This window comes from Peribacillus sp. YIM B13472, from assembly GCF_042788005.1.
GTDB lineage: Bacteria > Bacillota > Bacilli > Bacillales > DSM-1321 > Peribacillus > Peribacillus simplex_E.
Genome location: NZ_JBHZPG010000001.1, coordinates 53,687 through 78,481, shown reverse-complemented (window position 1 = coordinate 78,481; position 24,795 = coordinate 53,687). Strand labels below are relative to the sequence as shown.

General features: G+C 40.8%; 25 protein-coding genes. 17 read left to right on the top strand and 8 right to left on the bottom strand.

Going from position 1 to position 24,795, the window contains the following annotated elements:
• Window positions 1-7 precede the first annotated feature (7 nt).
• From ACFX4I_RS00415 to ACFX4I_RS00370, 10 genes are all read left to right on the top strand, one after another.
• Window positions 8-1,618, top strand: coding sequence for a long-chain-fatty-acid--CoA ligase (locus ACFX4I_RS00415; RefSeq protein ID WP_377418721.1), 1,611 nt, complete (start codon window positions 8-10; stop codon window positions 1,616-1,618).
• A 72-nt stretch (window positions 1,619-1,690) separates the two neighbouring features.
• A complete protein-coding gene (locus ACFX4I_RS00410; protein ID WP_063232039.1) occupies window positions 1,691-2,254 on the top strand; it encodes a TetR/AcrR family transcriptional regulator in 564 nt (187 codons plus the stop codon).
• Between the two features lie 43 nt (window positions 2,255-2,297).
• Complete coding sequence (locus tag ACFX4I_RS00405; RefSeq protein ID WP_377418306.1) at window positions 2,298-3,182, top strand: 3-hydroxyacyl-CoA dehydrogenase family protein; 885 nt, start codon at window positions 2,298-2,300, stop codon at window positions 3,180-3,182.
• Complete coding sequence (locus tag ACFX4I_RS00400) at window positions 3,182-3,961, top strand: enoyl-CoA hydratase (protein WP_377418303.1); 780 nt, start codon at window positions 3,182-3,184, stop codon at window positions 3,959-3,961. Before ACFX4I_RS00405 ends, ACFX4I_RS00400 begins: the two co-directional genes overlap by 1 nt.
• A 15-nt stretch (window positions 3,962-3,976) precedes the next feature.
• Complete coding sequence (locus ACFX4I_RS00395; protein ID WP_377418300.1) at window positions 3,977-4,378, top strand: acyl-CoA thioesterase; 402 nt, start codon at window positions 3,977-3,979, stop codon at window positions 4,376-4,378.
• Window positions 4,379-4,408: 30 nt separating this feature from the next.
• Window positions 4,409-5,470, top strand: coding sequence for a phosphotransferase family protein (locus ACFX4I_RS00390; RefSeq protein ID WP_377418297.1), 1,062 nt, complete (start codon window positions 4,409-4,411; stop codon window positions 5,468-5,470).
• A 4-nt stretch (window positions 5,471-5,474) separates the two neighbouring features.
• The gene (locus ACFX4I_RS00385) at window positions 5,475-6,233 is read left to right on the top strand and encodes a 2-phosphosulfolactate phosphatase (RefSeq protein WP_377418295.1); all 759 of its coding nucleotides are present in this window, start codon (window positions 5,475-5,477) and stop codon (window positions 6,231-6,233) included.
• Window positions 6,234-6,261: 28 nt separating this feature from the next.
• Complete coding sequence (locus tag ACFX4I_RS00380; protein ID WP_230302080.1) at window positions 6,262-7,038, top strand: SDR family NAD(P)-dependent oxidoreductase; 777 nt, start codon at window positions 6,262-6,264, stop codon at window positions 7,036-7,038.
• A 17-nt stretch (window positions 7,039-7,055) separates the two neighbouring features.
• Window positions 7,056-7,835, top strand: coding sequence for an enoyl-CoA hydratase/isomerase family protein (locus tag ACFX4I_RS00375; protein ID WP_283932735.1), 780 nt, complete (start codon window positions 7,056-7,058; stop codon window positions 7,833-7,835).
• 16 nt (window positions 7,836-7,851) lie between these two features.
• Complete coding sequence (locus ACFX4I_RS00370; RefSeq protein ID WP_377418292.1) at window positions 7,852-8,829, top strand: quinone oxidoreductase family protein; 978 nt, start codon at window positions 7,852-7,854, stop codon at window positions 8,827-8,829.
• A 75-nt stretch (window positions 8,830-8,904) separates the two neighbouring features.
• Here ACFX4I_RS00370 and ACFX4I_RS00365 read toward each other — a convergent pair whose 3' ends face one another.
• A complete protein-coding gene (locus ACFX4I_RS00365) occupies window positions 8,905-9,240 on the bottom strand; it encodes a DUF3905 domain-containing protein (protein WP_230302083.1) in 336 nt (111 codons plus the stop codon).
• 121 nt (window positions 9,241-9,361) lie between these two features.
• Here ACFX4I_RS00365 and ACFX4I_RS00360 point away from each other — a divergent pair, with 121 nt between their 5' ends.
• Both ACFX4I_RS00360 and ACFX4I_RS00355 read left to right on the top strand, forming a co-directional pair.
• Window positions 9,362-9,520, top strand: coding sequence for a hypothetical protein (locus tag ACFX4I_RS00360; RefSeq protein ID WP_098371175.1), 159 nt, complete (start codon window positions 9,362-9,364; stop codon window positions 9,518-9,520).
• Complete coding sequence (locus ACFX4I_RS00355; protein WP_179891043.1) at window positions 9,520-9,666, top strand: hypothetical protein; 147 nt, start codon at window positions 9,520-9,522, stop codon at window positions 9,664-9,666. The genes ACFX4I_RS00360 and ACFX4I_RS00355 overlap by 1 nt, the downstream gene beginning before the upstream one ends.
• Window positions 9,667-9,703: 37 nt before the next feature.
• On the opposite strand, the gene ACFX4I_RS00350 is transcribed toward ACFX4I_RS00355, so the two are convergent.
• Together ACFX4I_RS00350 and ACFX4I_RS00345 are read right to left on the bottom strand one after the other, a co-directional pair.
• Window positions 9,704-11,464, bottom strand: coding sequence for a B12-binding domain-containing radical SAM protein (locus tag ACFX4I_RS00350; protein WP_377418718.1), 1,761 nt, complete (start codon window positions 11,462-11,464; stop codon window positions 9,704-9,706).
• A gap of 204 nt (window positions 11,465-11,668) precedes the next feature.
• Window positions 11,669-12,694 carry an acyltransferase family protein gene (locus ACFX4I_RS00345; RefSeq protein WP_283932737.1) on the bottom strand — a complete coding sequence of 342 codons (1,026 nt, stop codon included), beginning with the start codon at window positions 12,692-12,694 and terminating at the stop codon, window positions 11,669-11,671.
• A 275-nt stretch (window positions 12,695-12,969) separates the two neighbouring features.
• Here ACFX4I_RS00345 and ACFX4I_RS00340 point away from each other — a divergent pair, with 275 nt between their 5' ends.
• Together ACFX4I_RS00340 and ACFX4I_RS00335 are read left to right on the top strand one after the other, a co-directional pair.
• A complete protein-coding gene (locus ACFX4I_RS00340) occupies window positions 12,970-15,129 on the top strand; it encodes a PAS domain-containing sensor histidine kinase (protein WP_230302086.1) in 2,160 nt (719 codons plus the stop codon).
• A 444-nt stretch (window positions 15,130-15,573) separates the two neighbouring features.
• Complete coding sequence (locus tag ACFX4I_RS00335; protein ID WP_214790553.1) at window positions 15,574-15,816, top strand: aspartyl-phosphate phosphatase Spo0E family protein; 243 nt, start codon at window positions 15,574-15,576, stop codon at window positions 15,814-15,816.
• 307 nt (window positions 15,817-16,123) lie between these two features.
• On the opposite strand, the gene ACFX4I_RS00330 is transcribed toward ACFX4I_RS00335, so the two are convergent.
• From ACFX4I_RS00330 to ACFX4I_RS00320, 3 genes are all read right to left on the bottom strand, one after another.
• Window positions 16,124-16,855, bottom strand: a complete 732-nt coding sequence (locus ACFX4I_RS00330; protein WP_230303533.1) for a ZIP family metal transporter — start codon at window positions 16,853-16,855, stop codon at window positions 16,124-16,126.
• 115 nt (window positions 16,856-16,970) lie between these two features.
• Window positions 16,971-18,194 carry an MFS transporter gene (locus ACFX4I_RS00325; protein WP_283933056.1) on the bottom strand — a complete coding sequence of 408 codons (1,224 nt, stop codon included), beginning with the start codon at window positions 18,192-18,194 and terminating at the stop codon, window positions 16,971-16,973.
• A 138-nt stretch (window positions 18,195-18,332) separates the two neighbouring features.
• A complete protein-coding gene (locus ACFX4I_RS00320) occupies window positions 18,333-19,829 on the bottom strand; it encodes an ATP-binding protein (protein WP_377418287.1) in 1,497 nt (498 codons plus the stop codon).
• A 156-nt stretch (window positions 19,830-19,985) separates the two neighbouring features.
• Here ACFX4I_RS00320 and ACFX4I_RS00315 point away from each other — a divergent pair, with 156 nt between their 5' ends.
• From ACFX4I_RS00315 to ACFX4I_RS00305, 3 genes are all read left to right on the top strand, one after another.
• Window positions 19,986-20,423 (top strand): MarR family winged helix-turn-helix transcriptional regulator, encoded by a 438-nt coding sequence (locus ACFX4I_RS00315; protein WP_076366852.1) that lies wholly within the window; start codon window positions 19,986-19,988, stop codon window positions 20,421-20,423.
• Window positions 20,424-20,641: 218 nt separating this feature from the next.
• Complete coding sequence (locus ACFX4I_RS00310; RefSeq protein WP_377418284.1) at window positions 20,642-22,336, top strand: M3 family oligoendopeptidase; 1,695 nt, start codon at window positions 20,642-20,644, stop codon at window positions 22,334-22,336.
• Between the two features lie 245 nt (window positions 22,337-22,581).
• A complete protein-coding gene (locus ACFX4I_RS00305) occupies window positions 22,582-23,622 on the top strand; it encodes a YkvI family membrane protein (RefSeq protein ID WP_377418281.1) in 1,041 nt (346 codons plus the stop codon).
• Window positions 23,623-23,679: 57 nt separating this feature from the next.
• Here ACFX4I_RS00305 and ACFX4I_RS00300 read toward each other — a convergent pair whose 3' ends face one another.
• The gene (locus tag ACFX4I_RS00300) at window positions 23,680-24,306 is read right to left on the bottom strand and encodes a hypothetical protein (RefSeq protein WP_377418279.1); all 627 of its coding nucleotides are present in this window, start codon (window positions 24,304-24,306) and stop codon (window positions 23,680-23,682) included.
• A 200-nt stretch (window positions 24,307-24,506) separates the two neighbouring features.
• A complete protein-coding gene (locus tag ACFX4I_RS00295; protein WP_064505160.1) occupies window positions 24,507-24,683 on the bottom strand; it encodes a YkvS family protein in 177 nt (58 codons plus the stop codon).
• Window positions 24,684-24,795 lie beyond the last annotated feature (112 nt).

Below are 24,795 nucleotides of genomic sequence, written 5' to 3'. Positions count from 1 at the left end.
TGAAATGATGAATGAAAAAAAATGGCTTTCCGTTTATCCTGATTCAATTTCAAAGGAAATAAAAGTCCCGGATTTTCCGATGCAAAGGATCCTTCAAAATGCATGTCAGTCCTATCCAAACAATACAGCTATTACTTTTTATGACCGAAAGATATCCTATCAGGAACTTTTTCATGCGTCGCAAGCCTTTGCTTCAGCCCTGCAAAAAAAAGGTGTTCAAAAAGGCGATCGCGTCGCCATCATGCTACCTAACTGTCCGCAATACGTTATAGCTTATTATGGATCGTTGGCAACAGGAGCCATTATCACCCAAATCAACCCAATGCTGGTTGAAAGGGAGCTGCAGCATATTTTACAGGACTCCGGTGCTGAAACGATCGTTGTATTGGATGGATTATACCCGAAAGTGAAATGTGTGCAGCAACATGCAAATCTGAAAAATATCATCGCCGTAAGCCTTCAGTCTTCGGATGCAGATTTCCAGCCTGATGCTTCTTTTGACCAATTCATGAAGACAGGGGACGGCAAAATCAATCAAGTATCAATCGATCCGGAAAATGATATAGCCGTTCTTCAGTATACAGGAGGAACGACAGGCCGTTCAAAAGGGGCGATGCTGACTCACAGCAATATTCTGGCAAATGTCGTTCAATCGTATGAATTCTTCAAGCATGAATTAAAAATGGGCTCTGAAAGAACGCTGTCGGTCATCCCGCTTTTTCATGTTTTTGGAATGACGTCCGCAATGAATTTATCCGTGTATATCGCGGGTGATTCCATCATGCTGCCACGATTTGAAATAGAAGAAGTGCTGGAAACGATTAAGCGTGAACAGCCGACCACTTTTCCTGGTGTACCGACCATGTATGTAGCGTTGACGAATCATCCAAAGGCAGAAGAATATGGAATGGGCTCCATTCAGGTCTGTAACAGCGGAAGTGCACCGATGCCCGTGGAACTGCTGCGTGAGTTCGAACGAAAATCAGGTGCGAAGATATTGGAAGGCTACGGACTTACGGAAGCTTCGCCAACAACGCATTGTAACCCGGCATTTGCAAAAAGGAAGCCTGGGAGCGTGGGGATTGGTTTCCCTTCGACTGAATATAAAGTGATGGACCTGGGAGACGGAACAAAAGAAGTGGGATCTGGCGAATTGGGGGAATTGGTCGTCAAAGGGCCTCAAGTGATGAAAGGTTACTGGAATATGCCGGAGGAAACGGCGGTGACCCTAAGGGATGGTTGGCTTTATACGGGTGATATCGCCAAAGTTGATGAAGATGGATACCTCTATATTGTCGACAGGAAAAAAGATTTGATCATCGCAAGTGGTTATAATATATATCCGCGAGATGTGGAGGAAGTTCTTTATGAACATCCTGCTGTCCAGGAAGCGGTTGTCATCGGAGTTCCAGATGCTTACCGAGGGGAGTCGGTAAAAGCTGTGCTTGTACTTAAAAATAATAAAACGGCAAATGAACGGGAAATCATCGATTACTGCCGAGCAAACCTATCGGCTTATAAAGTTCCGCATTTCGTTGAATTTCGTGATGAGTTACCGAAAACAAATGTCGGAAAGATTTTAAGGCGGGCTTTAAGAGAAGAACTTTCCAGGAAATAAGAGAGCTTTGATAGTACGAACGCGTATGATATCAATTCAGCTGAAATTTTAACAGATTGCGAGGATGCAAACATGAAAGAAAAAATGACAGAACATAGCATACGCTTATTTGAAAAGAAGGGCTTTAGTGAAACGTCGATTTCCGATATCGTCGAGTCGGTCGGGGTTACGAAGGGAACGTTTTATTATTACTTTACGAGCAAAGAGCAGTTGCTTATGGATATTCATCTAGCTTATATAGACGAGTTGCTTAGTGAGCAGGAAATAATCATGTTGGAGCCTGGGAAAAGCTGTAAGGATAAGCTTTTCGATATGGTATTGATGCTTTTAAAAAGCATCAAAACCAAAAAATCCAGCGCAACGGTCTTTTTCCGTGAAATGAAAAATCTAAGTGACGAAAAACTTGCACAAATCCTTCCTAAGCGGGATGAGTTCCGTAATAAAATCGAGCAAGTGCTGATTAGCGGCATCGAGAGCGGAGAACTACGTTCCAATCTCGATGCATCCATCATCTCTTTTGCTATTTTGGGTGTGGCCAATTGGAGCTATCATTGGTTCGACCCAGAAGGTGAAAAAACCGAACAGGAAGTTGCAGCCATTTTTATGGGGATGATTCTACAGGGAATTGAAGCGTGACCAGGTTACATACTAACCAGTTAGTAGAAGGGAGATAGAAGGCATGATCAACAAGCAAATTCAATCAATAACCGTAATTGGGGCTGGGCAGATGGGGCATCAAATTGCGATGCTTGCTGCACTTGGAGGTTACGAAACGATTCTTCAGGATGTTCAGGAAGATGCATTGAATACAGCCAAAGAAAAATTGGATGTCATTTTGACTAAATGGGTTCAAAAAGGAAAATTGTCTGAAGATCGTAAGTTGGCTGCTTTTAGCCGTCTTCAATATACCACCGATCTTGAGAAAGCGGCCAGTGGAGCTGATTTGATCATTGAAGCGGTTGTTGAAAAGCTTGATGTGAAACGGGAGGTCTTTGCTAGACTTGAAGAATTGGCCCCAGCAGAAACCATTTTTGCAACGAATAGTTCAACTATTGTCAATAGCCTGATTGCGAGTGTGACGAAGCGTCCGGATAGGTTCATTAATATGCATTTCTTTTTCCCGCCTCTAATAATGGATTGTGTTGAAGTTGTCATGAGTGATCAAACATCGGAGGAAACAGCGAAGCTTGCGATGGAAGTCACAGAGAAAATGAATAGGACAGGAGTTTTGTTGAGGAAAGAGATATCGGGTTTCGTAGCCAACCGAATTTTGGGAGCGTTGCAGCGTGAGGCCTTATATTTGTATGAAGAAGGGATTGTGGACTATAAGGATATCGATTTAATTTGCAGGAAGGCTTTAGGCCATCCCATCGGCCCTTTTGAACTGATGGATCTATCAGGTATTGATGTAGGATATTTTGTCATGCAGCAGCGATACAATGAAACTGGAAATCCAGAAGACAAACCAAATGCTTGTATTGAAGAAAAGGTGAATAAAGGAGATTTAGGAAGGAAAACAGGAAAAGGCTGGTATGATTATCCAAACCAAGGAGTGAAGAATTGATGACAAAATTAATTAGAGTGGTTAAGGAAAATAAGCTGTCTGTCATCACCATCGATAATCCTCCATTAAACGTAATCAGTAAACAAGTTTTTAGAGAATTGGGAGAAATATTCGATGAACTTTCAAAAGATACTGAAACGGTTGCGGTACTCATAACCGGTGCAGGCAATATCGCATTTGCAGCTGGTGCCGATATTAAAGAATTCCCTAACATGATGGGGAACCCGAATATGAAAGAAATGGTAAAGGAAAGTCATGCCGTCCTAACCAAAATCGACCAGTTACCTAAACCTACGATAGCCGTATTAAATGGCCTGACTTTGGGCGGCGGATGCGAACTGGCTCTGACCTGTGATTTGCGAGTGGCAGAAACACAGGTTCAAATTGGTCTGCCGGAAGTGAAATTGGGCTTATTTCCTGGAGCTGGCGGTACACAGCGTTTGTCCAGACTTGTAGGAAACGCAAAAGCAAAAGAGATTATATTTACCGGTGATCCGCTTGGTGCCATAGAAGCGGAAAAAATCGGGCTTGTCAATAAAGTCGTTGAGCAAGGCTGCGGCTTATCGGAAGCGAAAATCTTGGCCTCACGATTGACAAGGCACTCACTTCAGGCACTATCGAGAATCAAGAAAGCGATTAATGAAGGAAGTGAGGCAACGCTTGAACAAGGTCTAGAGATTGAAACGAATCTTTTTGAAGAAATCTTCCAAACTGAAGATGTTAAAGAAGGGGTTTCCGCCTTCTTGGATAAACGTAAACCTGCTTTCGTACATCGTTAATCAAGGAGGGGTCTTATGCATGAATTGGAAGTCAACGTCCGTTTTTCCGAAACGGATGCTTTGGGCCACATCAATAACACAAGCTATTTCTTATACCTCGAAGAAGCACGCATGAAGTTTTTTGAGGCTTTAGGTCTAGCGGTGAATGTCGAATCTTGGAATTTTTTGTTAGCCTCCACTAAATGCGACTTTATTGCTCAGGGATATTTCAATCAACTCTTGACCATCCGGACATCTTTGACAAAGGTAGGTACGAAAAGTTGTGAAATGGTCCATGATATCCTCTGTTCACAAACTGGGGAAGTGATTGCTAGGGGAAGTGCAGTTTTAGTCTGTTTTAATTTTTTGAATCAAAAAAGTGAACCTATTCCTGAATTTATTAAAGAAAAGCTCATTTCACATCTTGTTCAAAATTAGAATGACAAAAGTCTAAAGGAGTGGAAGAACATGGTGGACGATACGATTCCTGTTCGGCCCGGCGAGGAACTGAATATTGGTGCATTAGAGGATTTCCTAAGAAAAAATGTATTGGACCTTCCAAATGAACCGTTAGAATTGCAACAATTTCCCATGGGCTATTCCAATTTGACCTATCAGCTGAAAATTGGTGAGTGGGAGGCTGTTCTCAGAAGGCCACCTCTTGGTCCTGTTGCTCCAAAGGCGCATGATATGAAGCGTGAACATCATATCCTTTCCTCAATCAACCCATATTTTCAAGCAGCTCCCGAGCCTATTCTGTTCTCGGATGATGAATCGATTGCGGGGGCCCCTTTTTTCCTAATGGAAAGGAAACATGGAATTGTAATAGATACCGAATTCCCCAAGGGAACAGAGCCTACGGTTGAAAAGTGCAGACAGCTTTCAAATGTGATGGTCAATCGGCTTGCTGATCTTCACTCGATTCCCCATGAGAAAACGGGATTGGTGGAAATTTCTAAACCTGAAGGGTTCATTGAAAGACAAGTACGCGGATGGATTTCCCGCTATGAGAGAGCAAAGACAGATGAAATCAAGGAAATTCGTCCGCTTATCGATTATTTTAAACAGAATATCCCGAAAAAAAGCCAGACTTCAATTATCCATTATGACTATAAGATCAATAATGCCATGTTTAACAAGGACCTTTCAGAGATGGTTGGTTTATTTGATTGGGAAATGTCCACCGTTGGTGATCCGCTAGCCGATCTAGGAGTGGCTTTAAGCTACTGGACGGAAAGCGGTGACCCGGAACTTATCAAATTCGGTGTGGGTCAAGCGTCAATCACGACTTTAACTGGTTTCCTGACACGAAGGGAATTTATCGAGACGTATGCAGCAAGGAGTGGCAGGGATGTTTCCAACGTCGATTTTTATTTAACCTTTGGTTACTTTAAGTTAGCAGTCATCCTTCAGCAAATCTATTATCGATATAAAAAGGGCCAGACTAATGATCCCCGTTTTTCCAATCTCGGAAAAACGGTTAAAGGTTTACTCACTCATGCTGCAAATGTAGCTGCGAAGGAAGTTTAATTAAATGGAATATATACAAAACATTCATTTGCTATTAAAAAAAGAAGAAATAGATAGTGAAAAGCTCCAAGAGGGGGATAAAGTTGCGGTCATCCTGGATGTGTTATTAGCAACCACAACGATTATTTCAGCACTTCATGATGGAGCACGCCAGGTGATACCTGTCATGGATCCAGTGGATGCCTTGGTGAAAAGCCAGGAATTGGACCATGGGGATTCCATAGTGGCAGGGGAACTAAAAGCAAAGCCGGTTGGTGATTTAATGTATCCAAGTCCGACGCTATTGAGTAAGTTGGTACCTGGCAAAACTTTAATATTGTCCACGACTAATGGAACGGTTGCGCTGAGGAATTCAGCCGCTGCCAAAAAGGTTTATATCGCATCTTTGTTAAATAATCCGTCTGTTGCTGAAAAAATAAAAAAACATCATAAAACAGAAACGATCATCATCGTTTGTTCGGGAAACTCAGGTGAATTCAGTCTGGAAGACTTTTACGGTGCAGGTCATTTGATAGATTGCCTGATTGCTGGATCACAAGGTACGTTCATACTCAACGATGCAGCAAAGGCTGCAAAAGCGCTTTATCGAACGAATAGCGAAAATGCCTTTGATATCCTGAAATCATCATATGTCGGACAGTTGTTTGACAAACACAGCTTGATCGCAGATTTGGAATTGGCGGCGCAAAAAGGTTCGATGGGGCTTGTCCCAGAATTGGTGAATGGAAAGATCAAAGCTGAATTGAAAAGGCAGGAAACGTAGTTCAAAATCTGGATAAGGAGTGAAGGGCATGAGATTTTCGCAGTCAATAGCGGTGGTGACAGGTGCAGGTTCCGGTATTGGGAAAGCTACAGCGATGCGCCTGTCGGATGAAGGGGCAAAAGTGTTGTTGGTAGGGCGGACGAAAGGAAAGCTGGAGGAAGCAGCTGCAGAAATCAATGCAAGGCACACGATTCCAGTGGCCGACATTTTCCCTGCAGATGTTACCCTCGAGGAAGATGTAAAGAATCTGGCCATGTATGTGAAGGAACAATATCGTGATCTACACATTTTAATCAATAATGCAGGTGGATCAAAGTCCTCGAAGCTTTTGGATACATCTTCAGCTGATTGGGATATGATTCAACATGTCAATTTGAAAAGTGTCTTTCTAGTTTCCAAGTACTTAGGAAAAGTGATGGAAGAAGGAGCGGGCAGTGGAAATAAAGCCATCAATCGGGCAATCGTGAATGTGGCTTCACTGTCAGGACATCAGGCAGGGGCATTCATCCCGCATTACAGCTCTGCTAAAGCAGGGGTCATCAGTTTAACGAAATCATTGGCACTGGAACTCGCTGCAGCCGGCATTCGGGTCAATTCCGTATCACCGGGATTCATTGAAACGCCTTTAACGGAGGATGGATTGCAAAATGAAAAATTCGTAAAGTCGATTCAACGGAACACGGCACTGGAAAGAGTGGGGAAAGCGGAGGAAATAAGTAATGTTATTGCCTTTGCTGCTTCGCCGGAGGCTTCCTATATGACTGGGACGGATTTATTGGTGGATGGCGGCTGGTTGATCAAATAGAAAAAGGGGATGGGTAAATGTTAAAAGAACACTTATTGACAGAAGTAACCGATAATGTAATGATCCTGACTTTGAATCGTCCTGAAAGCTTGAATGCATTTAGTCCGGATATGATTGCAAGCTTAACGAAAGCGATTAAGGATGTAAAACAAACACCACATATAAGGGCAGTTATCATCAAAGGGGCGGGAAGATCATTCACTGCAGGAGGTGACGTTAAGTCAATGGGGAAGGCCTCTGCAAGTCAATTGTATGATCATGTTGGCAGAATGAATGAATGCATATTGGCTCTGGATGCTTCTGAGGTTCCCGTAATCGCTGCCGTCCATGGATTTGCGGCAGGGGCCGGATTTAATTTGGCACTCGCCTGTGATTTGATCGTGGCTTCCGATGATAGTCAATTTGCCATGAGTTTTTCACAGGTAGGACTGATCTCTGATGGAGGTGGTTCGTATTTTTTACCTAAATTAGTAGGGCCCCACCTTGCAAAGCAGCTCTTCTTTACTGCCGAGCCAATTTCTGCGGAACGCTTACACCAGTTAGGTGTCATTAATTATATATATCCACTCAATCAACTTGAAGAGGAATCATTGAAACTTGCTGAAAAGCTGGCAAATGGATCAACAAAAGCTTATGGGATGATGAAAAAGCTCGTTAGCCATTCATTTACGGCTACACTTGATGAAATGCTCGAACAGGAACGTATCACGCAAACCTTGATGGCCTCCACAGAAGATCATCTGGAGGGAGTTGCAGCGTTCAAAGAAAAAAGAAAACCGGAATTTACAGGAAATTAATAAGGGAGGGATAAAGATGAGAGCCATTCATTTTGAAGAATACGGCGGACCGGAAGTACTGAAATTGACTGAAATGGAAAGGCCCGTGCCAACTGGGCATGAAGTTCTGATTGAAATCGATTGTGTCGGCGTCAATTATGCAGATACAGCCAGAAGGGAAGGGCAATATGTAGTACCTACGCCGCTTCCGTTCATTCCAGGTGCGGAAGTGGCTGGCGTTGTGGTGGAAGTTGGTGGAAAGGTGACCAAAATCAAACCTGGTACAAGGGTCGTGAGTTTAATTGAATCGGGTGGATATTCAGAATATGCCCTTTCAGATGAATTCTCGGCCATTCCGCTTCCTGATGCCATTCAGTTCCATGAAGCTGTTGCCCTGCCCCTTCAAGGTCTGAGCGCCTATCATATTCTAAAGACAATGGGACGCATGCAACAGGGGGAAACGGTATTGGTCCATGCTGCTGCAGGTGGAGTGGGAACGATTGCCGTACAATTAGCCAAAATCTTCGGGGCTGGAAAAGTGATTGCCACCGCCAGCACAGTGGAAAAGTTGGAACTGGCTAAATCGATGGGGGCTGATGAACTTATCGATTACACAAAAGAAGGATGGGAAATGAAAGTCCGTGAGGTCACGGGAGGAAAGGGAGTAGACGTGGCTCTAGAAATGGCAGGAGGGGATATTTTCAATAAAACATTGAAGTGTTTGGCTCCATTTGGACGTCTTGTTGTTTTTGGTAATGCTAGTCGTAAACCTTATACGATGAACCCGCAGCAATTAATGAGGCGCAATCAATCCGTCGTAGGTTTTTTCTTGCCACAGATCATGAAACACCCAAATTTGCTGTTGCCTAGCATTCAAGACCTTTTTTCTTACGTCGCGTCCGGGGAGCTTAAGCTAACTATCGGCGGCATCTACCCAATTGAAAAGGCAGCAGCCGTTCATGAGGAAATGAACGCCCGTCAAACGAAAGGGAAGTTGATTTTGCAGGTAAAATGAGAAGAAGGGGTGTGGATGATGCACCCCTTGTATTTTAATGGGATTTCACTTGTTCCTTGGACCCTCAAGAACGATTCAATCCGTATCAGTGCTCACATCCTTATCGGGATGCATGAAAGGTGGCTGCGGCGCTTTTTTAGCCTCTAACAGTTCACGGTTTTCAGTTGAATTCCAGCCTATATCATTGGTGGGGTGTATCCATTCGTCTCCAGCCATGATTTCCGGGTCTGTATCTTCGCTCCAATTTTCGAGTGGTGAGTTTTCAGATGCATATTTACTGTCGCCAATGACGACTCCAAAATCATTGACGAATGGAGCCTGTGGTTTTATGCCGGTTCCCTTAAAGCTTGGTGCATTAATTTGGTGTGGTTGTGTATCGTCGACAATTGGTGAATCCAATTTCTTTTTCATGTAGTGTCTCCCTTTCCGTTTTACGGTTATTTTTCTCGTCTGTCCCTATATTATCCCTGAATAATTTCAGGCATTTTTACCCCATTCTAAAATGTAAACTATATGAAAAGGGTGGATGAAAATGAAACGGAAAGCCAATGTGGATGGTGCTGTCAAAGCAAGTAAAACGCCAAAAAGAAACCAAGCTGAAAATGAATTTTCCAATGAGTTCGCATTGGAGGAAAACGCAATGAAAGGTGCCAACCGTAATTCAAAGCAAGGCAGAAAAGGAAGAAGTTAATGGATAAAGAAAAACAGAACAGCCAGGAAAAGATGGGACAACATGTACGAACTGAATTTGGAATCGAATTCAGCGGCGATATGAACGCAACTAAAATTTATGAAATTTTGGCAAAAGAAAATAAAAAACGTGATAGTGATAAGTAAATAAGGACGGACCCAATTCTTGGGTCCGTCCTTATTTTTAAAAAATGATGGTGCCAGATTTTGAGAGAGGGAAAATCGTTGATCCCTTACCACTCGGATCAAAATAGGCAAGCATGAACGATGGTTTCTCGACGATTGTTCCCTCAGCTAAATACGTTTCCAAATCAAAGGGAAGTGCCTCGAGCAATGTGTGCTTGTGTATTTCTTTTTCATTAAGTGCCAAGGCTGTGAAAGAGGAACCAAGCTTTTCAGGCTTATTCAGAATCTCTTCATATATCTCTTTCCGCCCACTTTTATCTAGGGAAGCTTCCCACCAAGGCTTACGTGGTTTGTATTTTTGGTTCATGAAATAATCCAATTTCATGAGTCCGTTAATGTTTTTCAGTTCAGCAGATTCCCGGGAAGCCAAAAACTGCTGTAAGCGTCTGAACAAGTCTTCAAGCTGATGTCCGATTCGTGACCAGCCTTGTTCATCCCAATAGGTACCGAAATCTTGAAAGAAGTCGAATGGTGATTGAAATACTGTTTTGACAAGATATTCCGTGGTATGATCCATTCTATGGTCGTTCCAGTATTTTTCAAGGACATCTTCAACCTGTTTAATGCGGACAATGTCATCGAAGGATAAAACATTATTTCCTAGGATTTCATATGGAGCATGTTCGCTGTATATATATTGGTGTTCAGCGGCACGTATCCGTAAGCCAGTGCCACGAAGCATCTTTAAGAAACCAAGCTGCATCTCTTCGGGTCTGAGCTCGAAAACATCATTGAAAGTCTTTCTGAAAGAATGATAATCCTCTTCTGGTAAACCGGCAATTAGGTCTAAATGCTGATCAATTTTCTGCCCTTCTTTTACCATCGTTACGGTCCTGGTCAGTTTTTCGAAGTTCTGCCTTCTCATTACAAGATCATTCGTATGATCATTCGTTGATTGTACCCCTATTTCAAAGCGGAACAGTCCTGCAGGGGCATTATCGTTCAAGAACTGGATAACTTCCGGACGCATGATGTCCGCCGTGATCTCGAACTGGAAAACCACACCGGGAAGATGTTCATCGATTAAGAATTGAAACATCTCCATGGCATAGCTTCGGCTAATATTGAAGGTTCGGTCAACGAACTTAATGGTCTTGGCACCATTAGCCATAAGGTATCTGATATCTTCTTTAATCTTTTCACGATCAAAATACCTGACACCCACTTCAATTGATGAAAGGCAAAATTGGCAGCTGAACGGGCACCCTCGGCTAGTTTCGATATAGGTGACACGTTTAGATAGGTCGCCGCGGTCTTCCTCCAAACGATATGGAGAAGGGAGGGATTTCAAATCAACCTTGCCGTTCTGAGGCTGGATGATTTTTTTTCCATCCTGTCGATACGCAATGCCGCCGACCTTCTTATAGTCATTCGAACCTTCAATTTCAGATAAAAGGGCCTTGAAGGTGACTTCACCTTCGCCAATTACTATGAAATCAGCCCCGGGAATCTGATCAAGCCATTCCCCAACATCATAGGTGACTTCAGGTCCGCCGAGAATGATAACCAATTCTGGATTGATCTTCTTCAGCATGGCTACGACTTTCATTGTTTCTTCGATGTTCCAAATATAGCAGCTGAACCCTATGACATCAGGTTTTTTGGAATGAAGGTCACCAACTATGTTCATAATTGGATCTTTTATCGTATATTCTGCCAGCTGTACATCATAATCGGGCTGGGCATAAGCTTTTAAATATCGAATGGATAGCGATGTATGGATATATTTTGCGTTAAGAGTACTGATTATTATATTCATGTTAAAGGGCGTAAAAGAAACGCCTGGCTCCTTTCGTGTACATGTCTTTTTAAGCCAACAAGCACTAACGAGTAATTTTACCATAGCGTGCTCCATTTGAAAAATGAGTTATGGTATTGAAGGGGAATCTTTTTAGCCTAAAAGTCGAAATGAAATGGAATTTGAAAAAAAACGGATAAAGCAGAAAATGCTTCATCCGTTTTTTTAAAAAGCTTGTTTAATATACTCTTTCGTTTTAGTCATGAAACGTTTTGTCTTGGTCGCTTTCAATTCGATGATCGGCTGCGCCATGGTAGCGATCATTTCACTTGATAATAACACGGTAATCAAGAAAGAGAGGCCGGCGAGCATGATAAAGCTCTCTGTATTGCTGAAGTATTCCTGTATGGTGCTTTCACGGAAAAACCGAATGAAGAAACCATGCAGCAGATAGACATAAAGGGTTTGTTTACCCCAGTTCGTAAAGAAATATTGTCCGCGTGGGATGAACGAAAGGAAGCTGAACACTGAAATTATGCTCAATCCATAAAATCCTAGGCGTTTAAACATGGACACGATTGTCGCATCTTCAAGTTCGGCATATGGTTTCGAACCGAGTAGCCATTTATAATTGATATCGGCATTTAAATAAAAACCGATAAAAATCACTAACATGACACTGAGTGAAGCCAAACGAACTTTGGGAGTGAATAGTTTTTTTAAATGTTCCTTGCTTAAATGGTACCCGATCAAAAACATCGGGAAAAAAACGAATGTCCTGGAGAGACTAAGGTAATTGGAGATATAGTCAATATATCCAATCAATAAGGCGATTAAAAAAGATAAACCTATGCCTACTGATGGCTTTAGCTTTGAGAAACCAAGGAGCATGATGTTCCAACAGAATAAACTGATCAGGAACCATAGCGACCATTGGGGGTCAAGCAGGTCTACAGTGATGGCAGAACGTTCATATAAGAAATAGTAGTAAACGGTATATATCAATTGGAAAATGATATAGGGTAAAATCAGTTTTTTAGTAATCTTACCTAAATACCCTTTTTGATAAAAACCTTTCGCAAAGAACCCTGAAACAAGGATAAAGGCAGGCATGTGAAAGGAATAAATGGTTTTATATAAAGCATATATCGTTTCACTGTCATGTATATACGTATTCAGCAAATGTCCAAAGACGACAAAAGCCATGAGAATGAACTTGGCGTTATCGAAGAAAAAATCACGTTGTTTCATTGTTGCCTCCATTTAATAAATTTTAAGGTAGCTAGAAAGCATTGTTATTTCTTATACCCTAAATACCTTGTACTAAATCAATATTTATTAAATTTATTATAAAAACCTTAAATTAAGCTTAACGCTAAGTTTTATAGTATTCAATATACTATAATTTGATATATAGGATAATTTTAGAATAGCGTGATTGCGCCGATTTTCGAAAAACACCTAGGAAAATCAAGATGGATGTCGAATAAAGTTGGTAAGTAGGGGTATTGATGAGGGGGGTTAATATGAAAATCGGTTATGAGAATGAAACGGAATATAAACAGGAAATTTTAAAATTGAATAAACAGATCGAAGGGTTTTTGAACATTTTCAATTCGATGTCAGAGCCTTATATTAGGGTTGATGAGGAACTGCGTCTCACTTATGCAAATGATGCCGCTTGTGCCCTGCTGGAAACCGCGAAAGAGCAGCTGGAGTCAATGAAGATAACTGATTTTCTCGATGTCATCCCTTTAAATAACCAGGAAGTGTCAAGTTCCCTAAAAACCTCGAATGAAAGTGAAAGGCAAATTATCCAGCTACATACCGGAGCCCTTAAGCAAATAGAGTTTATGCGTATAGGCTCACTTTCCGAAGGACAGCAGTTCTACCGTTTGGGGGATGTGACATTGGATGTTTCTTCGTCAAGGGAAACAAGGATGTCAAGGCAGATGTTTTTGGACATCTTCGATACAGCCATAGAAAGCATCGTTCTATTCGACAGTTCAGGAATAATAATGGAAGTGAACCATGCCTTTATCCATGTCTTGGGCATCCCGAAAAAAGAGATTGTCGGTAAGAATATGAGGGACCTCATATCCCCAGATTATAGGGAATATTGGGATGAGAGCATACAAAGAGCCTTTGATGAGTCGAACTTCAAAGGAGAGGTAGAGATAAAGGTTGGGAATGAACTGCATCATTTCACTTTCTCGATAAGTTCAACGGTAGGAAATGAATTATATATGTCGGTGCTTCGAAAAATTACAGAATCGAATATAATAGAAAAAAAGTTAGAGACGAGCGAACGGATTTTTGCCGAATTATTCGACCAATCGATGGACGCGATCATATTCTGGAATGATGACGGGATCATTTTTCGGGTCAATCATTCAGCATGTAAAATATTCGAATCCAGCAGAGAGGAGTTGATCGGCAGTCATATCTGGAAATACGTGTACAGCAATAATAACCATTTTGTTCATATGATGGAAACGTTTGAAAGAGACACCCAGGTACGGGGTGAGCTGATTTATAAAATGCCTAATAACCAAATTAAATTGCTTGAATTGACTGCCAAAAAACATGAAGGTGACGGATATAACGTAACGATTTTTCGAAATGTCAGTGAGCGCTGGCTGATTGAGAAGGAATTAAGGGATAGTGAGAAGAAGTTCAGGAAGATTTTTGAGGGAACATTAGACGGCTTGATATTATGGAATCATGAAGGGTTCACCGATATTAATGAAGCGGGTCAGAAAATATTGGAGATTTCGAAGCGCAAACTGGTATCTTTATCTGTAAAGGGATTCATCGAAAAAATTCCTGAAAATGCTCCTGTCTTGAACGCTCACATTGAAAATGTTTATAAGCATGAGGTCTACTCTTCCATCATTCCGATAACATACGAAGATGGAAGAGTTAAGCATATTGAATTTTTGACGAGGAAAAACTTATATTCTAACCTGAATTTAAGCATTTTCCGTGATGTTAGTAAAAATCTAGAAATGCAGGAACAAATCCGAAAATCGGATACTTTGAATGTCGTTGGTGAACTAGCGGCCGGAATTGCTCACGAAATCAGGAATCCAATGACAGCCTTAAAAGGTTTTATCCAGTTGCTTGAGGATGGTGTTAAAGGGGAGTTTTCTACTTATTTCCATGTGATTACTTCCGAAATTAATCGAATCGAAACCATTATCACGGAATTTTTGGTACTGGCAAAACCGCAGGCGCTAAAAATTTTCAAACAGGATGTTCATACCATATTGAGAGAGACACTGGAATTACTGGCCGCTCAGGCACTATTGGAAAATATTCAATTCGAGACAGACTTTGAAGAAGATGAATTTAAGGTTTTATGTGAAGCGAACCAGTTAAAGCAAGTGTTCATTAACATCATCAAAAATGCATTGGAAGTCATGCCGGATGGGGGATCTGTTCACATTAAAACAAGCCGATTTTCAGAGAAATACGTTTGCATTTCAATTACCGACAAAGGCATGGGGATTTCAACGGAAATGCTAAAAAAATTGGGTGAACCTTTTTATACGACGAAAGATAGGGGAACCGGGCTCGGGCTCATGGTCAGCTATAAAATCATTGAAGAGCACAATGGCTATATAGAAGTGGAAAGCGAAGTGGGAAAAGGGACGAGCTTTCATATTTATTTGCCATTCGAGTAATGTAGAAGAGGATGTTCTAATCCTTTTTTTAGTTAACGGAAAGCATATGGAATTTTCATTAATTAATGGGGAATCCTTTATTGGATTCCTTTTTTTCATCATTTAATATCTTGGAATCACAATTGAGGGTTATAACCATGAAAAATATTGTGCGTCCATTATAGAGAAGCGACCGAAGTAATTAAGCGGAAAATAATAATGATATCCAAATTGCAGAACTTTCGAATCGATTTTCGGAAATGGCTGCATATGAAATCTTCCTAATCAATATAAGAGGTTCAAGCTTAGAAATTTCCGTCATATCTTGTCTGCTAGTGGGTATTGCATTATCGCAATTTAAGAAGTTTTGTCTTTTTTTGCGAATCTATTTACATATAAGGCATATTTTGTAATACTTCTTTATTATAATGTAACTTTTAAAAGGCAGGAGTAGTGAATGTTGTTATGAATTCTAGGTGTGCAACGGAAATTTGTTCTGAGATTCGAATGAAGCGTTGGGAAATGATGGAGTTGGCCAAAATGTATGGACTAAATCATGAGTATACCCTTCGCCAAAGTGAGCAACTTGACAAACTTATAAATGAGTATTTGATCCTTCAACATCATTCATCAGTGGAAGTGAGAAATAAGCGAGAAGAGATGGTTGTTATTGTGCAGCAGCCCTTTAATGACGACATTACCTTTTAGAGGGGATTTGAATGCATGCATGACTTTTTAAAGTAGCAGGCAAGGAGACAAGCAACTTTGTGTGCTTTCTGGTGAAATGAACCTTTGCAAACATATGAAAACAATTAATGAAAGACTTATATAAACAAGACAATATATCTTTTGAATTTCCTATGGATTTGGGGTATATATCGAGGGGAGGCCACCAGAAGGTGTCCTTCATGCATCGGGATTGGTTTAGAAGTCTTAATTTTTCTGAATGGATTAACTGATAAATAAAAAGTAAGAGCTGACTCACTTGATGGAGCCAGCCATGGAAGTTCGGGAATTACAAAACTTCCAATAATATGACCATGAACAAAAGGCCGACAATGAAGGAATAGGTAGATGAGCGTTCATTACCATCCCCATGGCTTTCAGGAATCAATTCCTTATAAACGATGAAAAGCATGGCCCCGGCGGCGAAAGCTAGGCCGTATGGAACCAGGAACCCAATGTAAGAGGTTAAATAAAAACCTAGTAAGCCGGTAATTATTTCGATGGTACCGGTTAAGGTTGCTATCAGGAACGCTGTGAGTTTACCGATTTTTTGATTAATTAAAAACAAGGCGACTAGTAAGCCTTCCGGAGCATTTTGCAGGCCGATGGCAAAAGCGATCAAGTTACCTGTCTCTGCAGTATCAGAGGCGTAACTGACCCCAACAGAAAGACCCTCAGGAATATTATGGAGTGTAATGGCAGTGATGATGAGCAAAGCCTTTTCATCGAACTGAATGCCACTTTTCGTATGGCTGAGATCGATATGAGGAATGTTTTTTTCCATGATCGTTAATGTCATCACCCCGAGAAAAACCCCAATGACTAGCTGCATATACCCTCCGGTGGCCAGAGACTCCGGGATCAGGCTCAATAACGAAGCAGCCATCATAATTCCAGCCGTAAATGCCAGAAGCGTGTCTCTGAATCGATGTGTGATTGAACCTTGAATGAACAAGATTGGTAACGCACCAAGCCCTGTAGACATAGCAGATAGGATGCTGCCTAATAAAACTCCACTCATAAATTTCTCCTTTTTATGGTACTTAACGTTACTCATTAGTGAATTTTTGGGTGGAACAATAATTTATTGTATTTAGACATAAAGAAAATGTTCCAGGAAAAAAACTATTTTGCAGTCAGTCTTCTGTATACCATTTTTTCAATGTCAGATCAGTCGGCAGCAGTATGCTGATGATCCCCAATAATGGCAAGAATCCCACTAGCTTAATCATGGAGTCGATTCCAATTATATCTGCAATGGCTCCCAATGAAACGGATCCAATGGCACCCATTCCAAAGGCTAACCCCACTGTCAAGCCTGCCATCGTTCCGACTTTTCCCGGGACCAATTCCTGTGCGTATATAACAGTGACGGAAAAACTGCTCATTATAATGAATCCCGCCATCAATAATAAAATAAAAGCGGCTGTAGGAGGTACGAATGGTAAAAGTGCGGTTATTGGCATGCTGGCAGCGAAAGAAAAGAAAATGACATTTTTACGCCCGAATCTATCAGCAAGCGGACCTCCGAAAAATGTACCTACAGCACCGGCGGCCAAAAAGGCAAATAGGAAAAATTGTGCGGATTTTATCGTGAATGAATACTGATCGATCAAATAAAAACTGTAAAAGTTCGTCATGCATGATACATACCAGGAACGGGCAAAGATTATGAATAAAATTAATACTAGGGCTTTGGCCACTTTATGGGACCGCTCTTTATTGATTATTTTTGCAGCAAGCTTTTTAGGCTGGAAGTGAACTAATTTTTGGGAATACCACTTGGCAATATACAGCAATAGGATAACGGCCATTAAGGCAACCAGGGCAAACCAGAGTGCGCCTTTTTGACCAAAAGGAACAAGCACGATGGCTGTGATGAGTGGGGCAAGTGCCTGCCCGCTATTCCCGCCGACCTGATAAATTGATTGTGCCAGGCCTCTCTTTGGTCCGCCTGCCATATAGGCAACCCTGGAGCCTTCCGGATGGAATATGGCCGACCCTAAGCCCATCAAGATGACTGCACCAAGGATAATGGTATAGTTTGGGGCAATTGCGAGTATGATGACCCCGATTAAAGTACTGGTCAACCCAATGGGCAATGCATATGGAAATGGCTTTTTATCCGTATAGAACCCAACTGCCGGCTGCAGGAGCGATGAGACGATATTCAGGCAGAATGCAATCATTCCCAGCTGTGTATATGTTAGCGACATTGATTTTTCGAGGATTGGGAACATGGCCGGTACGACGGCCTGAAGAGAATCATTCATTAGATGGCATATTCCAATGATGATCATGATTTTCAGAGTCATATCTTGTTTTTGCGGTTTTGTTTTAATGGCAGCGATACTTCCCATCTGTATATTTCCTTCTTCCTGATTAAGATTTTTACCTTTTCCATAAATAGATTCAAGAAGCATGCACCGTATGCATGACACCTTTAAATCGGAATCGTTACTAGTCTTCATAAAAAAATGAAACTCTTCAAAGTATTGCTAAGGGCGGTTCTTTATCAGCGGTAAGCTGATTGTTACGGTTGTACCGTTAAGAGGTTTACTTGAAAACTCGATGGTACCGTTAAAAGATTCAATTATTCGTTTACACACAAATAGCCCTAATCCTGTTCCTTCCTTTTTCGATGTATAGAAGGGATCGAACACTTTACCTATTTCTTTTTCATTCAGTCCTTGCCCGGTGTCGATGATCATGATTTTAGCCCATTCATTTTCATGGTGAATTCGAATCCATAACTTTTTCCCAACTTCCATGGCCTCGAAACCGTTTTTGGCAATGTTGAGAATGACTTGTTTGAGTTGGTCCTTTGTACAATGAACCAGGATCGGCTCCTTTAGGATATTCCATTCCACTTCAATATTGAAGTGACGTGCTTCTGATTCTATTATTGGTCTCAATTCAGCAATGATGCTGCGGATATCATATAAGGATAAAGTCTGGGCCATCGGCTTCCCTAAAATCAAAAATTCGCTGACGATACTATTGATCCGTTCAATTTCCTTCATGATGACAGAGTAATAGAACTGATCTTGTTCTTCAGGGTGTTTTTCAACCAATAACTGCACTAGCCCCTTTATGCCGGTAAGTGGGTTTTTTATTTCATGTGCAGTACTGGCAGCCAATGTACCTACAAAATCTATTTTTTGCCTTTCGTTTAGTAACTTTTGGTTTTTGGTATTCCTGCGAACGATCAGCTCCTCCACGATGGTATAAATCATGTGAGTAAAAAAGAAGGTGAAAAAGACAAGCATTAAAAATACATTCATGTTATTTGTGTTAATCTTGTCGGGCACTTTGACGGACAATTTCCAATCGACTTCGGTCAAAGGAACATCCACCCATTTAGAATGTCCAGTGAATCCGCCGGCATTTCTATCTAAAATTCGGGTTTTGTCCTTTGTTTCCAATATAAAGGTATGACCAGGGCTGAGAATCTTTAATATATTTTCCATATGATCCAGCCTGATATGTGCCAATAAAAACCCTTGCACTTTTTTATCATGATCCAGAATGGGAGCAAAAATGGAAAAATAATTGTAATCAGGGTTATATAGCTCCTTTGTTCCTACGACAACGGCTTTTTGGGTTTTTACTGCAAGTTCTATATCATTCTCTTCAATTAAATAGTAATGATTGAAATTCTTATTCGTCCCTGAAATGGAGACACCGTCACGATTTAGCCAATATATTCCGGCATACCTGGAATCTGTATCTTTGATCCATTTCATAAGAAGTTCGGTTTTCTTGTTATCCATATAAAGCACGGAACTGCTAAGGCTAAGCAGCTCAAGGTTTTCCTTCGTTTCTCTGATAACTTGATCTATGTATTCTTGATAAACCGTTCCCGCACATTCAGCTTGTTGCTGTCTTTCTTTTTGAATGGAACGTTCTAAATGCACCCAATAAGTGATTGAGAGAATAATTAATGGTAAAATAACAATAAGTAGATATGTGGTGAATTTATGCCTTGTTTTCATGATTGTCACTACTTTAGCTTTTTTTTCAAGTATATCAAAATGAATGATTAAACAATAGTGCATACTAACAGGGTAGATTGACAAAAAAGCCTTTATGTCATATAATAACTTTTAATTCAAGATATTTTAATTAAAAATTTTTAAGGTTGTGAAGTTATGGAGAATAATAACATCCAACAGTCTTTGAAACTGTTCATTGTGATGTCTAGAGCCCATCGATCAATAAATGATGTGGTAAATAAACATATAGCTGAAGAGGGTTTGAATCCAACTGAGTTTGCAGTACTGGAATTACTTTATCATAAAGGGGATCAGCCCCTACAGCAAATAGGCGGAAAAATCCTGCTAGCTAGCGGCAGCATTACCTATGTCGTGGATAAACTTGAACAGAAGGAATATCTACAGCGAATTGCATGTAAAGAGGATCGCCGTGTAACCTTTGCGAAAATAACGGATAAAGGAAAGGCCTTTATTGAAGGAGTATTTCCTGAGCATGAAAAAAGAATCGATGATATCATGAGTGTACTTACGCACGATGAAAAGGCCACCGTTATCGAATTGCTTAAAAAGATTGGGTATTCCGCTCAAAATTAGCTAAAGAACCAGCACCCGGATTTGACGACAGGTGCTGGTTTTTCATGTCTGAAAAATCTGAATTTGTTTTGAGGACATAAAGGTTTTTAATACGCTGTGGCGAATTAAATTATATTACGATAACCGCGATAATGGTGAATGTGTCTTGAAAACGAATTCGATGAATAATGTTACTCAGGTTGAAAAAATGTTTTTATATCGTGAAAAGGAGCGTACATATGAAATTTAATGAGTATGAATATAAACGTCCTGAAATGGATGAAATTAAAACCCGATTCATGAAAGCTTTGGAAAAGTTTACTGACGCTGCTAATGCTGATGCGCAAATAAAAGCCATGGAAGAAATAAATGAAATCCGAAATTATGTAGGTACGATGTTTAATTTGGTCTATATACGGCATTCCATTGATACCAATGATGATTTTTATAAAGCTGAGAATGATTATTTAGATGACTTCTCCCCTGAAATGGAAGAGCTAACCTCAAAATTTTACAATGAACTCGTTCGCTCGAAATATCGTAAGGAGCTTGAGGAGAAATGGGGAACTCAACTATTTGACCTGGCAGAGGCCCAACTCAAAACTTTTTCGCCCGAAATCATACCACAGCTGCAAAAAGAAAATAAATTATCAAGTGAATATTCTCAATTGATTGCCTCTGCAAAAATTCACTTTGATGGAAAAGAATTAACACTTGCGCAGCTCCAGCCTTTTATGGAGTCCTCGGACCGTGAGTTAAGGAAAAATGCAAGTGAGGCATATTACGGTTTCTTTGAAGAAAAGCAGGCGGAATTGGATCGTATATTCGATGACCTTGTCAAGGTGAGGCATGGGATTTCGACAGCGCTAGGTTATGGGAATTTCGTGGAACTTGGGTATTATCGAATGACACGGACTGATTATGATGCTGAAATGGTTGCTGCATTCCGCAAGCAGGTGAAAGAGGAAGTGGTACCGCTTGTCACCCGGCTGAAGGGTCGTCAGGGCGAACGTCTTGGGTTGGAGAAACTGAACTATTATGATGAGAATTTTCATTTCAGAACGGGTAATGCCATTCCAAAAGGCGATGCTGACTGGATCATCGAAAATGGGAAAAGGATGTACCAGGAGCTTTCGCCTGAAACTAATCAGTTTTTCAACTTTATGATTGATAATGACCTGATGGACCTTGTGGCGAAGAAAGGAAAAGAAAGCGGTGGCTATTGTACTTTTATAGAAGACTATAAAGCTCCATTCATCTTTTCAAATTTCAACGGCACTTCCGGGGATATAGATGTTTTGACGCATGAGGCAGGTCATGCATTCCAAGTGTATCGCAGCCGTGAACTTGACATTCCTGAGTATTATTGGCCTACATATGAAGCATGTGAAATCCATTCGATGAGCATGGAATTTTTAACTTGGCCATGGATGGAGCTGTTTTTCAAGGAAGATACGGAAAAGTATAAGTTTTCCCATTTAAGCGGTGCCCTCATATTCCTCCCGTATGGGGTAGCTGTTGATGAATTTCAGCATTTTGTCTATGAAAATCCTGATGCCTCCCCCGTTGAAAGAAAGCAGGCTTGGCGTAAGATCGAGATGGAATATTTGCCACATCGCGATTATGAAGGAAATGAATTCTTGGAGAATGGCGGGTATTGGCAGCGGCAAAGCCACATTTATCAATCACCTTTCTATTATATCGACTATACATTGGCCCAGATTTGTGCTTTCCAATTTTGGAAAAGGTCGACTGAAAAAGATGAAACGGCTTGGAAGGATTATTTGAATCTGTGCCAACTTGGAGGCAGCAAGTCTTTTCTCGATCTTGTTGAATCTGCGAATCTGAAATCCCCATTTGATGACGGTACTGTACAGTCCGTTGTGAAGGTGATAGACGAATGGCTCTCCACTGTAGATGATAAGGCATTATGAAATATTAGGCTGTATGATACGAACGCTTGGAGATGATTCCAAGCGTTTTTTTTTAATCTTTCATACGTTCGGAATGTTGGGCATGAAAAGTGCTGATTTAAGCTCCACAGAGAAATGCATAGGAGGTTTCAGGCTTCACAATGAGAGAATGTTAGCCCGGGAAAAAACAGCCGACGAAAGGAATATTGCTCGGCTTGTCTTAAATGTCTCTTCCTTACATATAAATGTAGGGAGGAGGGGAGAGTATGCTGTCAAGGTGGTCAGGGAGTTTTCAGATTGCAGCCGTTTATGTAGGCACAGTCGTCGGTGCAGGATTTGCAACTGGAAAAGAGATTGTCGAGTTTTTTACCCGTTATGGCTTTTATGGCTTTATCGGGATTTTAATAGCAGGTTATATTTTCATTTTCACTGGGACGAAAATCATGCTCATTTCCGCAAGGATAAGAGCATCTTCTTATGAGGAGTTCAATCAATTTCTTTTTGGGAGGAAAATAGCGGGAATCATCAACTTCTTTTTCCTTATCATGCTGTTAGGGGTGACGGCTGTCATGATTTCGGGTTCAGGTGCCGTTTTTGAAGAACAACTTAGCGTGCCTAAAAGTATAGGAAGTTGGTCTACGATCATACTGGCATCCTTGGTCCTGATGATGGGCATGCGCGGTGTTTTCACTGTGAACTCTTTTGTTGTACCAATCATGATCTGCTTTAGCTTGATCCTTTTTTTCTCGACTTTGGATAATGGTGATTTCTTTAAGACACTTACAAAAGTTCCTGATGAAGTGATCACCGTGAAAATGATTTTGTCACCATTTGCCTATACAGCCTTTAACCTTGCTTTGGCACAGGCTGTGCTGGTTCCGGTTGCGTATGAAGTTCGAGATGAGAAGGTCATTAAACATGGTGCAATTCTTGGGGGGATATTCCTGACGATCATTTTATTGACGGGACATTTTTCGCTTATGACACTTCCTGACGTGAATAAATATGAAATTCCTTCAGCGGTTATTATGAGAACTGCAGCCAGTCAGTTATATTGGATGTTCATTTTGGTGATTTACGGGGAGATATTCACTTCGGTCATCGGAAACATATATGGATTACAGAGGCAAATCAGCAATTATATTAAATTGCCAAGCATGGTGATCATAGCGGTGATTTTTTTAATAGCTTTGATCATCAGTGAATTCGGATATGGAAGGTTACTAGGATACATTTATCCGGTTTTTGGATACATAAGCCTCCTTTTTTTAATATTGGTCTGGAAAAGCAAGGCGGTTAAGGAGTAATGAAGCACGGGGGGCCTGTCCTTAGCTTAGCCCTCCGTATCAGGGTATAATGGATGTTCACCTTTTCATCAGCGTCTTAGCCATCTCTAGAAAAGCATCACGGTAATCTCTATCTTTTTTCGTGAATATAGTTAAGCGGACGGGTGATTTTTCATCCTTGAGCAATATGGAAGTGATCACATCATCACCGCTTTCCACTTCAAAGCCCGTTCCGCCCTCGACATCAAGTGAAGGATCGCTAATTGTTTCTGAAATGCTTTTCAGCTGGGCTTGAACATTTTTTTCCACCTCATCCCAATTGACATCCGCCTTCAACAATTCGATTCTCATATAAATGGAGTCATCTTCAGTCAGGAACACAATATCCTTTCCTGGTTCTTCGGCACTTAATCTGAATTGTTGCAAAACATAAAGGCTAAACGGCTGATTTTCACTTTTTTTTAGGAAAGCTGTTTTTTCTTTTGCTTCCCCGTTAATTGTATACTGCAGGTTTTGCTCCATCAGTCTTACTTTGTTATCACTTCGGTTATTGTGATTATCTCCTTTAGAAGTATTGCCTTCGTTCCCCTCTTTAACTGAGTCTTCCTGTGGCTCATCTGCATTTTCGTCTGTGGTCGTACCGCAGCCAGTCACAAGAAAAGCGGCGAATGTGACACAGCCAATATAACGTGTCCAACTAGTCATGTGTTTCCCTCATCTTTCTGATAGAAATTCCTATCTGAATTTGGATATACCTGTATCACATACAGGTGTTTTACCCTTTAATGAATTAGACGGCATGAAATGGAAATGGTTACAAAAAACGGGAGAATCAATTCGCAGGATTGCGATAAAGTGAAAAACGGGATGGTCATCTAGTAACCATCCCGTTTTGGTACATTGAATTATCCTATGATTTTATAATTTTTATGGTTGACGACGGTTTTCTGTTCAAGTTCCAAATCACGATAATTTTCCATATACGTGACGTCCACGATTACTGAGTTCTCGTTCACTTTCTCGACGATTCCTTTTAAGCCTTCTCTAAATTCAATGATATTTCCAACTTCCGCTTTCTTCATGGTAATCATCCTTTCCCATTTTGTTTCCAATGATCAAAAAGTAACTATGGAGTAATTGGATTATTCGAACATCTTGCGGTTTAGATTTTGACATGGGAAGTGCTGGTAAGAG

What these genes read in the sequence shown, in the direction of transcription:
- ACFX4I_RS00415 (WP_377418721.1), top strand. Translation starts at nt 8, where the DNA reads ATGAATGAAAAAAAATGGCTTTCCGTTTATCCTGATTCAATTTCAAAG.
- ACFX4I_RS00410 (WP_063232039.1), top strand. Translation starts at nt 1,691, where the DNA reads ATGAAAGAAAAAATGACAGAACATAGCATACGCTTATTTGAAAAGAAG.
- ACFX4I_RS00405 (WP_377418306.1), top strand. Translation starts at nt 2,298, where the DNA reads ATGATCAACAAGCAAATTCAATCAATAACCGTAATTGGGGCTGGGCAG.
- ACFX4I_RS00400 (WP_377418303.1), top strand. Translation starts at nt 3,182, where the DNA reads ATGACAAAATTAATTAGAGTGGTTAAGGAAAATAAGCTGTCTGTCATC.
- ACFX4I_RS00395 (WP_377418300.1), top strand. Translation starts at nt 3,977, where the DNA reads ATGCATGAATTGGAAGTCAACGTCCGTTTTTCCGAAACGGATGCTTTG.
- ACFX4I_RS00390 (WP_377418297.1), top strand. Translation starts at nt 4,409, where the DNA reads ATGGTGGACGATACGATTCCTGTTCGGCCCGGCGAGGAACTGAATATT.
- ACFX4I_RS00385 (WP_377418295.1), top strand. Translation starts at nt 5,475, where the DNA reads ATGGAATATATACAAAACATTCATTTGCTATTAAAAAAAGAAGAAATA.
- ACFX4I_RS00380 (WP_230302080.1), top strand. Translation starts at nt 6,262, where the DNA reads ATGAGATTTTCGCAGTCAATAGCGGTGGTGACAGGTGCAGGTTCCGGT.
- ACFX4I_RS00375 (WP_283932735.1), top strand. Translation starts at nt 7,056, where the DNA reads ATGTTAAAAGAACACTTATTGACAGAAGTAACCGATAATGTAATGATC.
- ACFX4I_RS00370 (WP_377418292.1), top strand. Translation starts at nt 7,852, where the DNA reads ATGAGAGCCATTCATTTTGAAGAATACGGCGGACCGGAAGTACTGAAA.
- ACFX4I_RS00365 (WP_230302083.1), bottom strand. Translation starts at nt 9,240, where the DNA reads ATGAAAAAGAAATTGGATTCACCAATTGTCGACGATACACAACCACAC.
- ACFX4I_RS00360 (WP_098371175.1), top strand. Translation starts at nt 9,362, where the DNA reads ATGAAACGGAAAGCCAATGTGGATGGTGCTGTCAAAGCAAGTAAAACG.
- ACFX4I_RS00355 (WP_179891043.1), top strand. Translation starts at nt 9,520, where the DNA reads ATGGATAAAGAAAAACAGAACAGCCAGGAAAAGATGGGACAACATGTA.
- ACFX4I_RS00350 (WP_377418718.1), bottom strand. Translation starts at nt 11,464, where the DNA reads ATGAATATAATAATCAGTACTCTTAACGCAAAATATATCCATACATCG.
- ACFX4I_RS00345 (WP_283932737.1), bottom strand. Translation starts at nt 12,694, where the DNA reads ATGAAACAACGTGATTTTTTCTTCGATAACGCCAAGTTCATTCTCATG.
- ACFX4I_RS00340 (WP_230302086.1), top strand. Translation starts at nt 12,970, where the DNA reads ATGAAAATCGGTTATGAGAATGAAACGGAATATAAACAGGAAATTTTA.
- ACFX4I_RS00335 (WP_214790553.1), top strand. Translation starts at nt 15,574, where the DNA reads ATGAATTCTAGGTGTGCAACGGAAATTTGTTCTGAGATTCGAATGAAG.
- ACFX4I_RS00330 (WP_230303533.1), bottom strand. Translation starts at nt 16,855, where the DNA reads ATGAGTGGAGTTTTATTAGGCAGCATCCTATCTGCTATGTCTACAGGG.
- ACFX4I_RS00325 (WP_283933056.1), bottom strand. Translation starts at nt 18,194, where the DNA reads ATGGGAAGTATCGCTGCCATTAAAACAAAACCGCAAAAACAAGATATG.
- ACFX4I_RS00320 (WP_377418287.1), bottom strand. Translation starts at nt 19,829, where the DNA reads ATGAAAACAAGGCATAAATTCACCACATATCTACTTATTGTTATTTTA.
- ACFX4I_RS00315 (WP_076366852.1), top strand. Translation starts at nt 19,986, where the DNA reads ATGGAGAATAATAACATCCAACAGTCTTTGAAACTGTTCATTGTGATG.
- ACFX4I_RS00310 (WP_377418284.1), top strand. Translation starts at nt 20,642, where the DNA reads ATGAAATTTAATGAGTATGAATATAAACGTCCTGAAATGGATGAAATT.
- ACFX4I_RS00305 (WP_377418281.1), top strand. Translation starts at nt 22,582, where the DNA reads ATGCTGTCAAGGTGGTCAGGGAGTTTTCAGATTGCAGCCGTTTATGTA.
- ACFX4I_RS00300 (WP_377418279.1), bottom strand. Translation starts at nt 24,306, where the DNA reads ATGACTAGTTGGACACGTTATATTGGCTGTGTCACATTCGCCGCTTTT.
- ACFX4I_RS00295 (WP_064505160.1), bottom strand. Translation starts at nt 24,683, where the DNA reads ATGAAGAAAGCGGAAGTTGGAAATATCATTGAATTTAGAGAAGGCTTA.